11 protein-coding genes are annotated in these 13,807 nt (G+C 67.1%); 3 read left to right on the plus strand and 8 right to left on the minus strand.

Annotation, left to right across the window (positions count from 1 at the left end):
- Positions 1 to 43: 43 nt before the first annotated feature.
- Entirely contained in the window at positions 44 to 1,354 is a 1,311-nt protein-coding gene (locus tag ACWIE7_RS07005; RefSeq protein ID WP_452099063.1) for an alkaline phosphatase family protein, read from the plus strand.
- A 94-nt stretch (positions 1,355 to 1,448) separates the two neighbouring features.
- Here ACWIE7_RS07005 and aspS read toward each other — a convergent pair whose 3' ends face one another.
- The gene (gene aspS, locus ACWIE7_RS07010) at positions 1,449 to 3,245 is read right to left on the minus strand and encodes an aspartate--tRNA ligase (RefSeq protein WP_452098933.1); all 1,797 of its coding nucleotides are present in this window, start codon (positions 3,243 to 3,245) and stop codon (positions 1,449 to 1,451) included.
- A 228-nt stretch (positions 3,246 to 3,473) separates the two neighbouring features.
- Here aspS and ypfJ point away from each other — a divergent pair, with 228 nt between their 5' ends.
- A complete protein-coding gene (gene ypfJ, locus ACWIE7_RS07015; protein ID WP_454068866.1) occupies positions 3,474 to 4,388 on the plus strand; it encodes a KPN_02809 family neutral zinc metallopeptidase in 915 nt (304 codons plus the stop codon).
- Between the two features lie 69 nt (positions 4,389 to 4,457).
- On the opposite strand, the gene hisS is transcribed toward ypfJ, so the two are convergent.
- Together hisS and ACWIE7_RS07025 are read right to left on the minus strand one after the other, a co-directional pair.
- Entirely contained in the window at positions 4,458 to 5,738 is a 1,281-nt protein-coding gene (gene hisS / locus ACWIE7_RS07020) for a histidine--tRNA ligase (RefSeq protein ID WP_454068867.1), read from the minus strand.
- Positions 5,739 to 5,783: 45 nt separating this feature from the next.
- The gene (locus ACWIE7_RS07025) at positions 5,784 to 6,449 is read right to left on the minus strand and encodes an MBL fold metallo-hydrolase (protein WP_454068868.1); all 666 of its coding nucleotides are present in this window, start codon (positions 6,447 to 6,449) and stop codon (positions 5,784 to 5,786) included.
- Between the two features lie 206 nt (positions 6,450 to 6,655).
- Between ACWIE7_RS07025 and ACWIE7_RS07030 the strand changes: the two genes are divergently transcribed.
- Complete coding sequence (locus ACWIE7_RS07030) at positions 6,656 to 7,579, plus strand: peptidylprolyl isomerase (RefSeq protein WP_454068869.1); 924 nt, start codon at positions 6,656 to 6,658, stop codon at positions 7,577 to 7,579.
- Positions 7,580 to 7,639: 60 nt separating this feature from the next.
- On the opposite strand, the gene ACWIE7_RS07035 is transcribed toward ACWIE7_RS07030, so the two are convergent.
- The 5 genes from ACWIE7_RS07035 to yajC form a co-directional block, all read right to left on the minus strand.
- Positions 7,640 to 10,003 carry a RelA/SpoT family protein gene (locus ACWIE7_RS07035; RefSeq protein ID WP_454068870.1) on the minus strand — a complete coding sequence of 788 codons (2,364 nt, stop codon included), beginning with the start codon at positions 10,001 to 10,003 and terminating at the stop codon, positions 7,640 to 7,642.
- A 48-nt stretch (positions 10,004 to 10,051) separates the two neighbouring features.
- Positions 10,052 to 10,609: an adenine phosphoribosyltransferase gene (locus ACWIE7_RS07040; protein ID WP_454068871.1), complete on the minus strand. Its 558-nt coding sequence runs from the start codon at positions 10,607 to 10,609 to the stop codon at positions 10,052 to 10,054.
- Complete coding sequence (gene secF / locus ACWIE7_RS07045; protein WP_454058735.1) at positions 10,606 to 11,652, minus strand: protein translocase subunit SecF; 1,047 nt, start codon at positions 11,650 to 11,652, stop codon at positions 10,606 to 10,608. The genes ACWIE7_RS07040 and secF overlap by 4 nt, the downstream gene beginning before the upstream one ends.
- 11 nt (positions 11,653 to 11,663) lie before the next feature.
- On the minus strand, positions 11,664 to 13,364 hold the full coding sequence (secD, locus tag ACWIE7_RS07050) for a protein translocase subunit SecD (RefSeq protein WP_454058727.1): 1,701 nt from the start codon (positions 13,362 to 13,364) through the stop codon (positions 11,664 to 11,666).
- Positions 13,365 to 13,442: 78 nt separating this feature from the next.
- On the minus strand, positions 13,443 to 13,757 hold the full coding sequence (gene yajC / locus ACWIE7_RS07055) for a preprotein translocase subunit YajC (RefSeq protein ID WP_452098942.1): 315 nt from the start codon (positions 13,755 to 13,757) through the stop codon (positions 13,443 to 13,445).
- Between the last annotated feature and the right edge of the window lie 50 nt (positions 13,758 to 13,807).

Consider the following 13,807-nt stretch of genomic DNA (forward strand, 5'->3'; position numbering starts at 1 on the left):
TGACCCCATGTTCACCAGTGACAGGAAAGCCAGCGGCGAGACCATGTGCCAGATCGATCGTCACCATTCCCCCCGGGACCTCACGACCATCACGCGGCGAACCGCCCTCGCCGCAGGCGGTGCCGGGTTGCTCGCCGCGGTCGGTGCGACCGTCCTCGGTACGCCGGTGAAGGCGTGGGCCCGACCCACTCGCCCGGTGGCCGACGACCTGGACCTGTACGTGATCGTCACCGACGGGATGAACCCGGGCGAACTCAACCCCGCCCAGGCGCCCACGCTGAACCGGTGGGCCGAGCACGGCACGCGATACACCTCGGCGCAGGCCCACATGATCGCAGAGACGCTCCCGAACCACGCCGCGATGATGACCGGGGTCTTCCCTGAGCGCAACGGCGTGCCCTCCAACAGCATCTGGGACCACGCGGCCGGTGAGGACCGGACGATGGACCGGGTCGATGACATCACCTACCCGACCGTTCTGGAGCGGGTCCGGGTCGAGGCGGGCCTGACGACCGCGAGCGTGCTGAGCAAGGACTACCTGCACGGCATCTTCTCCGGCCGGGCCTCTGTGCAGTGGGCACCCTTCCCGCTGGTGCCCATCACCGATCACTCGTTGGACGAGTTCACGGTCGAGGCGCTCAAGCGGACGGTGACCGACCACAACCCACGGTTCACGTTCGTCAACCTCGGCGACATGGACCGGTTCGGGCACATGGACCTCACCGGTTACTCCCTCCGCGCCGCGCGGAACCAGGCCGTGTGGAACTCCGACCACAAGCTCTACCAGTTCGAGCGCTTCCTGCGGGACACCGGACGCTGGGAGCGTTCGGTGATCATGGTCCTGGCCGACCATTCCATGGACTGGTCGGTGCCGGAGAACGTCATCAGCGCCCAGGGCGCACTCGATGCCGACCCGGCGCTGCGTGGACGCTTCGGGATCGCCCAGAACGGGGGCGCCGACACCTTCACGTTCCTCGGCGACCCGGCCGAGCGCGACGCCGCGCTGGCCCGACTCCGGCAGGTGGTCGCCGGGATCCCGGGCGTCAAGAGCCTGTACGACCCCGCCGATCTGCGTCTCGGCGACCGCGCCGGAGACCTGGTCGCCACCTGCCACCCGGGTTGGCGCTTCTCCGACCCGACGCCGCTGTCCAACCCGATCCCCGGCAACCACGGTCACGAGGTGACGTTGCCGATCCCGTTCTTCATCAGCGGTGGCCACCGGATGGTGCGCCACGGCCAGGTGATAGACCGCCCGGTCACCACCCGCGACGTGGCCCCGACGGTCGCCCACCTCTTCGGTCTGAGCCACGACGACATGGACGGCTCCCCGGCGGTCGAGGCCTTCGACCTCTGATAGCAGCGAGGCCGCCCGAATCCCGCGGTAGACGACGAACCGCCCGCCACCCGGGGCGACCGGGTGGCGGGCGGTTCGTTTCCAGGCTGCCTGGTCAGGATTCGACGGGAGCCTGAGCCTGCTGACCCCGCGACGCGGGCCTGGCGTCGATCCCCGACTCCTTGCGTTGCTGGGTGGTGATCTCGGCCGGCGCATCGGTGAGCGGGTCGATCCCGCCGCCCGACTTCGGGAACGCGATCACGTCGCGGATCGAATCGGTGCCGGCGAGCAGAGCGCAGATGCGGTCCCAACCGAACGCGATGCCGCCGTGCGGCGGGGCGCCGTAGGAGAAGGCGTCCAGGAGGAAGCCGAACTTCTCCTGCGCCTCCTCCTGCGTGATGCCCATGACGCCGAACACCCGCTCCTGGATGTCCTTACGGTGGATGCGGATCGAGCCACCGCCGATCTCGTTGCCGTTACACACGATGTCGTAGGCGTAGGCGAGAGCTGATCCCGGATCCGTGTCGAAGGTGTCGAGGTGCTCGGGCTTGGGCGAGGTGAACGCGTGGTGCACCGCCGTCCAGGCGCCGGAGCCAACGGCCACGTCGCCGGCAGCGGTGGCGTCGTCGGCCGGCTCGAACATCGGGGCGTCGACCACCCAGGTGAAGGCCCACCTGGTGGGGTCGATCAGACCGAGCTTGTCGGCGATCTCGCCACGCGCCGCGCCCAGAAGGGCCCGCGTGGTCTTGACCGGACCGGCGCCGAAGAAGATGCAGTCTCCCGGCTCCGCCCCGACGTGCGCGGCGATACCGGCACGCTCCGAGTCCGAGAGGTTCTTGGCCACGGGGCCGCCGAGCTCGCCGTCCTCACCCACGAGGATGTACGCGAGGCCCTTGGCTCCGCGCTGCTTGGCCCACTCCTGCCAGGCGTCCAGCTGACGACGCGGCTGCGACGCCCCGCCCTTCATCACGACGGCGCCGACATACGGTGCCTTGAAGACCCGGAACGGGGTGTCCGCGAAGAACTCGGTGCATTCGACGAGCTCGATCTCGAAACGCAGGTCCGGCTTGTCCGAGCCGTAACGACGCATCGCCTCCTCATAGGTCATACGGGGAATAGGGGTCGAGATCTCGTAGCCCGCGGTCGCCCACACGGCCGTGAGGATCTCCTCGGCCAAGGCGATCACATCGTCCTGGTCGACAAAGCTCATCTCGACGTCGAGCTGGGTGAACTCAGGCTGCCGGTCCGCGCGGAAATCCTCGTCGCGGTAGCAGCGGGCCAGCTGGTAGTACTTCTCCATCCCGGCCACCATGAGGAGCTGCTTGAACAACTGCGGAGACTGCGGGAGCGCGTAGAAGGTGCCCGGCTGCAGGCGTGCGGGAACCAGGAAGTCGCGGGCGCCCTCGGGAGTGGACCGCGTCAGGGTCGGGGTCTCGATCTCGACGAAGTCATGCCGCGCCATGACACCACGGGCCGCGGAGTTGACCTTCGAGCGCAGACGCAACGCGGCACCCGGGCCCTCGCGGCGTAGATCGAGGTAACGGTGACGCAGGCGCGCCTCCTCCCCCACCTCGTCATCGAGCTGGAACGGGAGCGGGGCGGCCTCGCCGAGGACCTCGAACGAGGTCACGTCGATCTCGATCTCACCGGAGTCGAGGTTGGGGTTCTCCGAGCCCTCCGGGCGACGATCCACCACGCCGGTGACGGCGACACAGAACTCGTTGCGGAGACGATGGGCCCGCTCGGCGACCTCCTCGGATCGGAAGACCACCTGGCAGACGCCGGAGGAGTCGCGGAGATCGACGAAGATCACCCCGCCGTGGTCCCGGCGGCGCGCCACCCACCCGGCCAAGGTGACGGTGGCCCCTGCATCGGCGGCTCGGAGCTGGCCGGCGGAATGGGTGCGCAGCACTACGGTGGTCCTCTCGTCGGGGAAGCAAAGTGTGTTCGATGAGCCAGGGGACGGTCGACGACGCCGACAGTCCGCCGCCAGCCCGGACGCACAACAGTCTACGTCCACCACCCGGATAGGCCCGTGCCGGCTGCACACGGGGTGTACCGCGCAATAGTGTGAGGCCGACAGCGCGGGGTGGCGACGGCTCGGAAGACCGGGCGGCCCACGCGAGGGAGGGCGGAGGCCATGACATTCAGGCAGGGCGGCCGGCTGGACACCAGCGGTGTGTCAGGTGGTGGCCGAGGAGGTCGGGGCGGTCGGGGGGTGGCGATCGGTGGCGGTGTCGGCGGCATCGTTGTCGTCGTCATCGCCCTGTTCCTCGGCGTGGACCCGGCCCAGCTGGGCCTGACCGAAGGCGGTTCCGACGAACAGGGTCAGAATTCCTCATCGGCGGAGCAGTTCCAGACGCACATCGATCAGTGCGATCTCCAACAGGCGAACTCCGACACCATCTGCCGGATCGTCGCCACCACCGAGAGTCTCGAGGACGTCTGGACCGCCGAGTTACCCGCCCAGGTCGGCATGAACTGGGGCCAACCCCATACCAACATCTTCACCGGCCGCATCAACACCGGCTGCGGCGCCGGCTCCTCCGACGTCGGGCCCTTCTACTGTCCCGCGGACCAGGAGGTCTACATCGACCCGGCGTTCTTCGACGACGTCCTGGTAGGGCGTCTCGGCGGTTCACCGGACGGCGCGGCCCAGATGTACGTGGTGGCACACGAGTTCGGCCATCACCTGCAGACCATGCTCGGCGACATCCGACGATCTCAGCAGGATCCACGCGGCCCCTCCTCCGGCGCGGTACGCGTGGAACTGCAGGCCGACTGCTACGCCGGGCTGTGGGCGCACTACGCCACGTCCACCCCCGCGCCAGGAGGGCAGCAGCCCCTCCTCGAGAGCCTGACCGAGCGGGACGTCGAAGCGATCATCCAGACCGCGGAGGCGATCGGCGACGACCACATCCAGAAGTCCGGCGGCGCACGCGTCGATCCGGGCTCGTGGACCCACGGCTCGTCCGAGATGCGTCGGCAGTGGTTCGTCACGGGTTACCAGCAGGGGTCCGTGGCCGACTGCGACACGTTCAGCGCGCAGCTCTGAACGAGGTGGTTCTCAACGACGTGGCGCCGCCTGCTCTGCCGCGGAGGCAGCGCAGGCGGCCACGCATCGTCAGTCGTCGAGCAGTCCACGAACGTGATCGACCACCGAATCGAGCGGAACCGAGTGCTGCTCCCCCGTCGACATGGTCTTGACCACGGCGGTCCCCGCGGCGAGTTCGTCCTCGCCCACGACGATCGTCACCGCCGCCCCGGACCTGTCGGCGGCCTTGAAGGAGCCCTTCATCCCGCGGTCCCCGTAGGCCATGTCGGCGCGTACCCCGCCCCGACGGAACTCCGCGAGTACCGGCACGAGCGCCGACTTCGCCGCGGCGCCCAGGGCGACCCCGTAGACGTCGACCCTGCCGCCGGCCGTCGGATCGAGGCCCTCCGCCTCGAGCGCGAGTATCGTGCGGTCCACGCCGATCCCGAACCCGATCCCGGACAGGTCCTGGCCGCCCAACTGCGCCATCAGACCGTCGTAGCGACCGCCACCGCCGATCCCGGACTGTGCGCCGAGACCGTCATGAACGAACTCGAACGTGGTCTTGGTGTAGTAGTCCAGTCCCCGCACCATGCGGGGGTTGACCACGTACGGCACGCCGAGCGCGTCGAGATGGGCACGCACCGACCCGAAGTGCTCCGCGCTCGAGTCCGACAGGTGATCGATCATCAGCGGCGCGTCCTCGAGCTGGACGCGGACCTCGGGACGCTTGTCATCGAGAACGCGGAGCGGGTTGATCCGGGCGCGCTCGCGGGTGGCCTCGTCCAGCTCCAGCCCGGCGAGGAAGCCCTGGAGCCGCTCCCTGTACTCGGGGCGGCACGTGTCGTCGCCCAGTGAGGTCAACTCCAAGCGGAACCCGGTCAACCCGAGCGAGCGGAACGCCTCGTCAGCGACCGCGATCACCTCGGCGTCGAGCGCCGGGTCGTCCACACCGATGGCCTCGATCCCCACCTGCTGCAGCTGGCGGTAGCGGCCGGCCTGCGGACGCTCGTAGCGGAAGAACGGACCCGCGTAACAGAGCTTCACCGGCAGCTGCCCGCGATCCAGGCCGTGCTCGATCACCGCGCGCATGACGCCCGCGGTGCCCTCCGGTCGCAGAGTCACGCTCCGCCCGCCCCGGTCGGAGAAGGTGTACATCTCCTTGGAGACCACGTCGGTGGACTCGCCGACGCCCCGCGCGAACAGGGTCGTCTCCTCGAAGACGGGCAGCTCGATATGACCGTAGCCCGCCCTCCGCGCCGCCTGCGTGATCGCGTCCCGTACGGCGACGAACGCCGCCGACGTCGGCGGCACGTAATCGGGCACGCCCTTGGGCGCCTTGATGGCGGTCTTCTTCTGGCTACCGGTCACGGGTCGAAAATCCTCGGCTCTCTCGTAATGCAGGGATGGCGGTTGCTACAGGTCTCGCAGGAACGGGTTCGAGCGCCGCTCACGACCGACCGTGGTGGACGGGCCGTGCCCGGGCAGGACCACGGCGTCGTCGTCCAACACGAGGAACTTCTTCGCGATGGACTGCATGAGCACGTTGGTGTCCCCGGCCGGCAGGTCGGTTCGGCCGACACCGTCCTGGAACAGCACGTCACCACCGAGGGCCACCATGCGAGGCCCCTGCTCGCTCTCCACCAGGATCCTGAACGACACCGAACCCGGACTGTGCCCGGGGACATGGTCGACGTCGAAGACCATCGAACCGAATGTCAGGGTGTCACCGTCGAATACTTCGATCACCTCGGCGGGCTCGGTGAACTCCGCGCCCTTGAGCATCGCCGACAGGTCCAGAGACAGTCCCTTGGCCGGATCCGACAACATCTCCCGGTCATCCGGGTGGATGTAGGCGGGCACCCCGTAATGATCGGCGACCTGCTGCGCGTTCCAGATGTGGTCGAGATGACCGTGGGTCAACAGCACGGCCCGGGGCCGCAGACCCGCCTCGGAAACCTGCTGGCGGACCTGCGCTTCGGAATCCTGACCCGGGTCCACGATCACGCAGTCCCCGGAATCGTCGGACACGATGTAGCAGTTGGTCTGGAACATCCCCGCGGGGAAACCGACGATCTGCACGTCACGTACTCCTCTTCTCGCATCACCCACGACGTGTGACGCGGAGCTGGGGGCCAACGGACCGCGACACCGGAGTGGTGTTCGGTCATCTCAGCCCGACCTGGTAGACAAGGACCCTGGGCTGGAGCGTCACGGCTTCCCGCGGGAAGTCACCTAGGACGATCCAGCCGACCGTTCCAGCCTAGTCCAGGTACCCAGGAGGGTCTGTGTCCACCAACCAGGAACGTCGAGCCGAGGCACGCCAGCGCCTGCGCGAGCAGATGGAGGCCCAGGCACGCCGTGAGAAGCAGCTGAAGATCGCTGCGGCCGCCGTGGTGGTCGTGGTGCTCCTCGGGATCGTCGGCTTCGTGGTCTGGAACAAGGCTGAGGAGGCCCGCGCCGAAGAATACGCGGCGAACTGGATCACCTGCGAATACCCGGAGGACACGGCGGCGCCGGAGAAGATCGACCCCGCCGAGTATGAGGACCAGGGGCCCGAGGTCGTTGCCGAGGTCGAGCGGTTCAACGAGCAGGTCGACGAGATCGGTGAGAGCAAGCGCGACGGCGAGGCGCCCACCGGGGACCAGCCGCGTCGAGGTACCGCAGAGATCACCATCACCACCAACAGCGGGGAGATCCCGCTCCTGCTCGACCGCGAGGGCGCCCCGTGCAACGTCGCGAGTTTCGTCTCCCTGTCGGAGCAGGGTTTCTTCAACGACACCGAATGCCACCGTCTGACCGTCGCCGAGGAGAGCGCGGCCCTGTCCGTCCTACAGTGTGGCGACCCGACCGGCACGGGCCTGTCCGGGCCGGGATACACGGTGGTCGATGAGCCGCCCACCGATCTCGCCGTGGCCGACGACGGCTCGGGGATGTCGGTCTACCCGCGCGGCACGGTCGCCATGGCCAAGTCGCAGGCGCCGAACAGTGCCGGTAGCCAGTTCTTCCTGGTCTACGAGGACTCGATGCTCCCCGCCGAGTACACGGTCATGGGAACGATCAGTGAGTCCGGCCTCGAGGTACTCGACGAGATCACCGACGCGGGCGTGAAGAGCAATGACCCGTCGAATGCCGACTACCAACGGCCGAAGAGTGCTGTCGAGATCGAGAAGGTCACCGTCGGTGCCCAGGAGGGCCTGCCTGAAGAGTGATCGGGCGCCGGAGACAGGACGGTCCCCAGCTTCCACGCTGGAGACCGTCCTTTTCTCTTCTCAGTTCGAGGTCATCCGGCTGACGTCGAAGACACCCTCCACCCGCCTGACGGCGCCCAGGACGTGACCCAGGTGTTTGGGATCGGCCATCTCGAACGTGAATCGGGAGATCGCCACCCTGTCATCGCCGGCGGTCTGCACCGACGCGGACAGGATGTTGACCTTCTCGTCGGCGAGGACCTTGGTCACATCCGAAAGCAGGCGATGACGATCGAGGGCCTCCACCTGGATCGCCACCAAAAAGACCGCGCCGGGCTGTGGTGCCCACTCGACCTTGACGAGCCGCTCGGGTTCACGATGTAGATCGGAGGCATTGGTGCAGTCGGTCCGGTGAACACTGACCGTGCCGCCCCGGGTGATGAAACCCAGCACCTCGTCACCGGGAACCGGCATACAACACCGAGCGAGTTTCGCGTGGACGTCCTCGACACCACCGACCAGTACGCCGGCGCCCGCAGGCGCGGATCGACGCGGGGCGATGGTCTTGTCCCGCGACCTGTCGGCGAGTTCCTCGGTGACCTCATCCACACCTCCATGGGCTGCGACGAGTCGTCCGATGACGGTCTTCGCAGAGACGTGATGTTCGCCGATGGCCGTGTAGAGCGCGGTGACGTCGGCGAAGCCGAGCTCGCGGGCCACGCCGGCGATCGTCTCGTTGGAGAAGACGCGGTGAACGGGAACGCCGCCGCGTCTGACCTCACGGGTGATGAGGTCTTTGCCCCTCTCCAGAGCCTCCTCGCGGCGCTCCTTGGCGAACCACTGCCGGATGGAGCTCTTGGCCCGGCCGGAGACGACGAACTTCTGCCAGTCGAGGCTCGGGCCGGCGTTGGGGTCCTTGGAGGTGAACACCTCCACGACCTCGCCGTTCTCGAGAGGCCGTTCGAGGGCCACGAGCTTTCCGTTCACGCGCGCACCGATACACCGGTGTCCGACCTCGGTGTGCACGGCGTAGGCGAAATCGACCGGCGTCGCACCCACCGGAAGGTTCACCACGTCCCCCTTCGGGGTGAAGACGAAGATCTCCTTGCTGGTCATCTCGAATCGCAGCGAGTCGAGGAACTCACCGGGATCCGCGGCCTCTCGCTGCCAGCTCAGCAGCTGGCGCATCCACGCCATATCGTCGAGTTCGGCCTGGTCGCCGTGGTGCTTGCCCCGCGTCTCCTTGTACCGCCAGTGCGCCGCGATGCCGTACTCGGCATTTCGGTGCATCTCGTGGGTGCGGATCTGGATTTCGAGCGGTTTGCCGTCCGGGCCGATCACTGTGGTGTGCAGAGACAGGTAGACGCCGAACCGGGGCTGCGCGATGTAGTCCTTGAACCGACCCGGCATGGGCTTCCACGTGGAGTGGACGACACCGATCGCCGCATAGCAGTCCCGCACGTCCTCGCACAGGACGCGGATGCCGACCAGATCGTGGATCTCGTCGAACTCACGACCGCGGACGATCATCTTCTGATAGATCGACCAGTAGTGCTTCGGACGCCCCTCCACCGTGGCCTCGATATGGGCCTTCTCCAGCTCTGCGTTGACGCGCCCGATCACTGTACCCAGGTACACGTCCCGGCTCGGCGCGCGATCGGCGACCAGCCGGACGATCTCCTGGTACTTCTTGGGTTCCAGGATCGCGAATGCGAGATCCTCGAGTTCCCACTTGATCGTGGCCATTCCGAGCCGATGCGCCAGCGGCGCGATCACCTCGAGCGTTTCACGGGCCTTCTTGACCTGCTTCTCCGGCGGGAGGAACCGCATCGTCCGCATGTTGTGCAGCCGGTCCCCCACCTTGATCACCAGCACACGGGGATCGTGCGCCATCGCGATGATCATCTTGCGGATCGTCTCCGCCTCCGCGGCTTCGCCGAACTCGACCTTGTCGAGTTTGGTCACGCCGTCGACGAGGTGCGCGACCTCGCCGCCGAAATCCGTGGACAGCTGCTCGAGCGAGTAGTCGGTGTCCTCCACGGTGTCGTGGAGCAGGGCGGCCACGAGTGTCGTGGTATCCATCCCCATCTCCGCGCAGATGGTCGCGACGGCGAGCGGGTGGGTGATGTAGGGGTCGCCGGACTTCCGGTAGACGCCTGCGTGCTGCTTGTCGGCCAGCGCGTAGGCCCGGGCGAGTAGGCCGACGTCGGCCTTCGGGTGGTGGACCCGATGGACCCGGACCAGCGGCTCGAGCACCGCGGGCGTCGACGTGATGGCCAGACCCGACGTCAGGCGCCGAGCCCAGCGAGCCCTCACCCGACGACTCGCCGACGGCTTGGTGCCCGGGATCACCGGTAGCGGCTGGGTGGTGGGTTGCGGCTGTCCGGCCGCGCCCTCACGTTCCCCGCGGCCGGTCTGAGCCGCGGGGTCCGGTCGTTGCGTCATTCCCGCCTCCTCCCTGAGCATCGAAGTGCCGCGCCCAGCGGCCGGGTGTTACGCGACCGTGAGGCAGGTCAGCGATGTGTCGGCCAGTCTATCCCGACCCCCGAGACCCGGGACCTCGAGAACGACGGAGAGACCGGCGACGATCGCGCCGCAGTCGTTCAGCAGACCGACTGCCGCGCTGAGCGTTCCTCCGGTCGCCAGCACATCGTCGACGACGAGAACGCGCTTACCGCTGAGGTCGAGGCCGTCAGCGGGCAGTTCGAGGGTCGCAGCCCCGTACTCGAGCTCGTAGGACCGCGAATGCACCGGCGGGGGTAGCTTCCCGGCCTTCCGTATCGCGAGCACACCGGTGTGCAGACGTATGGCCACCGCACCGGCGAGAAGGAAGCCTCGCGCGTCCAGCCCCGCGACATAATCGATGGATCCGACCTCGTGTCCTGCGGCCAGCCCACGCACGACCGCGTCGAAACCCTCGGAATCCGCGAGGACCGGGGTGAGGTCACAGAACTGGACGCCGGCGGAGGGAAAGTCCTCGACGCGGCGCATCAGACGTTCAACAGCTGAACTGATCGCCGGGGAGACAGTTGTCAGGGGGGACTCGGTCATGCGAGCGCTTCCGCCTTTTCACGTCGGGCCAGTACCTTCGTCGTCTGGCGCTTGATCTCGGGGTCGCGTTGCTTGAGCGTCACCAGGAGCGGTGTCGCGAGGAATACCGACGAGAAGGTACCGGTCACGATACCGACCATCTGCACGATCGCCAGATCCATGAGGGTGCCCACGCCCAGGATCCACACCGCGATGATGACGAGCGCGAGGAGCGGAAGGATGCCGATGACGGTGGTGTGAATGGACCGCATGAGTGTCTGGTTGACACCGAGGTTCGCTTCTTCGGCATACGTGCGACTAGCGGTGTGTTTGAGCCCGCGGGTGTTCTCCTCGACCTTGTCGAAGACGATCACCGTGTCATACAGGGAGAATCCGAGGATCGTCAGCAATCCGATCACGGTGGCGGGAGTTACCTCGAATCCGACGATCGAGTAAATCCCCGCAGTGGTGATCATGTCGAAGAGCAGGGCCACGATCGCGGCCGTCGCCATCTGCCACTCGAATCGGAAGGCGATGTAACCGAAGACGATCACGAGGAACACGGCAAGCGCGATCAGGGCCTTCTGGGTGACCTGGCCGCCCCAGCTCTCGCTACGCGCGGAATCGCCGATGGCCTCCACCGACGTCTCGCCGGCCGCGGTGACGGGCTGGAACTCCTCGAACATCGCGTTCTTGGTGGCCGCGATCTCGTCCGTGGTCAGGAAGCGGGTTTCCACCTCGACGATCCGTGCATTGCCCGTGCCGACGATCTGCACCATCTCGGGCTCTTCGCCCAACGATTCCTCGACCACCGCGGCGACGCGGTCCTTGTCGATCTCGCCGGCGGGCATGGTGAGTTTCGTGCCGCCGGCGAAGTCGATGCCGAAGCTGAAACCACGTAGCAGGATGCTCGCGAGACAGACCGCGACGATCACCAGGGTGAGGACGTAGAACCTACGACGGTTACCGACCACCTCGAACGCACCGGTGCCCGTGTAGAGACGGTTGAACAGACTGTCATTCGAGTCATGCTCTGCCGGGGCGCCGTCGCCGGGCGTGGCCATGGTGGACGTGCTCATCGGCGCTCCTCCTCGTCTTCGGTGCCGGGACGGCCCGGGGTTCCGGTGGCCGTGGCCCCGTCGGGCCCCTGGATCGTGGCGGTGACGCCCCGTCCACGGGTCTGCTCGGCCTTCTTCTCCTCGCGACGCTCGATACGCCGCCGTTCAGCGGCGGCGGCCTGCAGGTTCGCCATGCGACCCATACCGTTGGCCCAGGGCTCGGAGAAGACGTCCTTGGTCGAGGCCAGGTAGACCAACGGCCACGTCACGGTGAAGGCCACGAACACATCCATGACGGTCGTCAGACCCAGAGTGAACGCGAACCCGCGCACCTCGCCGCTGGCAAGCAGGTAGAGGACCACCGCGCCGATGAGGCTGACCATGTTTCCGGTGACGATCGTCCGGCTCGCGCTCTTCCATGCTCTCGGAACGGCCGATCTGAATCTGTGTCCGTCCCGGAGTTCGTCCTTGATGCGCTCGAAGAACACGACGTAGGAGTCGGCGGTCATACCGATGCCGATCACGAGTCCGGCGATGCCGGCGAGGTCGAGGCTGTAGTCGACCGTGTATCCGAGGAAGACCAACATCCCGTAGGTGAGGAGGAAGGACAGGGCCAGCGAGATGAACGCGAGCACGCCGAGCAACCGGTAGAACACGGCCGAGTAGATGAGCACGAGGAGGAACCCGATCGCGCCGGCGAGAAGCCCCGCCTCGAGCGAGGCCAGGCCGAGCGAGGCCGGCACGTTGTCGACGTTCGGGTCCTCGAAAGAGATCGGGAGGGCGCCGTACCGGAGGTTGCCGGCGAGCGTCGACGCCTCGTCGGTCGAGAACTCGCCGGTGATCGAGGTTGCCGAACCGACCGGGGTCACGCCCTGGACGACCGGGGCGCTGATCACCTCGCCGTCGAGGAGGATCGCGATCTGCTTCTGCAGGTTCTCCTGGGTCAGACGCGACCAGGTGGCGCTTCCCTGCTCGCCCGGGCCGGCGTTGAACCGGAAGGAGACCTCGTTTTTTCCCGCCTGCTGACTGAACCCGGAGCTGACGGAGTCTTTGACGATCTGCTGCCCGTCCAGGCGTTTGCCGTCGTCGGGCTCTCCGACGAGGAGCGGCACCGGACCGAGTACGTACTTCCCGGTCTCCCCACACGCGATCAACGCCTGCGCAGGATCATCGAAACCCGCGAGGACATCCCGCTCCGGACAGCGGAACGTGGCGAGCGACTCGGTGAGCTCCTGGGGGTCGCCCTGCCGCACCTCGCGAGCCTCGGCGACCTCCTGGGCCACCGCCTCGCTGTCCCCCTTCGCTGCGGGCACCGGTTCACGATCGCCCGGCTCAACGGGCTGGAACTGGATGACCGGTCGAATGGTCAGCTGCGAGGTGGTTCCGAGATCTCGGGCCTGGCTGGAGTCCTCCCCGGGAACGGTGAGCACGATGTTGCTGCCCTCGATCACCACGGAGGTTCCGGCGACGCCCAAACCGTCGACGCGGTCTCGGATGATCTCCTGCGCGAGCTGGAGATCAGCCTCAGCCGGCTGTCCCTTGGGGATCAGCGTCACGCGCGTCCCGCCCTGGAGATCGATCCCCAGTTTCGGGGAGAGCCCCCGGTCCGCCACCGCGAATGAGGCGACGAAGATGATGAACAGAGCCAGGAAGAAGATGGCGAGTAACCGCCATGGCCTCGGTCTCGCGTCCGCGCGCCGGGGACGTACTGGTGTCACGGGGAACTTCCTTGCGTAGGTGACTCGGTGGCCGACAGCGGACCGGACGGCCCTATCACCCTACTTCCGGGTAGGGCCTTACAGAGAACTCGAGTCGTCCGATCCGGAATCTGTCCCGGTATCCGTGGATCCGGCGGTGTCGAGCTTCTCCCGGATCACTCGCCGGTCCCAGACGGTCTTGACGCCGGGCGCGATCTCGAGCCCGACGGTCTCCTCGTCGATCGACGCGATCGTCGCGTGGACGCCGGAGGTCGTGAGCACCCGGTCACCAACCGTGAGGGAGTCCTGCATCTCGCGGAGTGCCTTCATCGCCTTCCGCTGTTTGGAACTCTGCAGGAACATGAGCACGATCAGCACGACGATCATCAACGGCAGAAGCAGTTCAAGTCCCATGGGGTCCTCCTGGTACGGACCCAGCGCTGCTGCAGGCCCTGTCAATTGTG

The organism is Dietzia sp. NPDC055343 (assembly GCF_053645265.1).

Bases quoted from the DNA above. Each gene is read 5' to 3' on its own strand.
- ACWIE7_RS07035 (WP_454068870.1), bottom strand. From the start codon at position 10,003: ATGACGCAACGACCGGACCCCGCGGCTCAGACCGGCCGCGGGGAACGT.
- secF (WP_454058735.1), bottom strand. From the start codon at position 11,652: ATGGCCACGCCCGGCGACGGCGCCCCGGCAGAGCATGACTCGAATGAC.
- ypfJ (WP_454068866.1), top strand. From the start codon at position 3,474: ATGACATTCAGGCAGGGCGGCCGGCTGGACACCAGCGGTGTGTCAGGT.
- ACWIE7_RS07040 (WP_454068871.1), bottom strand. From the start codon at position 10,609: ATGACCGAGTCCCCCCTGACAACTGTCTCCCCGGCGATCAGTTCAGCT.
- ACWIE7_RS07005 (WP_452099063.1), top strand. From the start codon at position 44: ATGTGCCAGATCGATCGTCACCATTCCCCCCGGGACCTCACGACCATC.
- yajC (WP_452098942.1), bottom strand. From the start codon at position 13,757: ATGGGACTTGAACTGCTTCTGCCGTTGATGATCGTCGTGCTGATCGTG.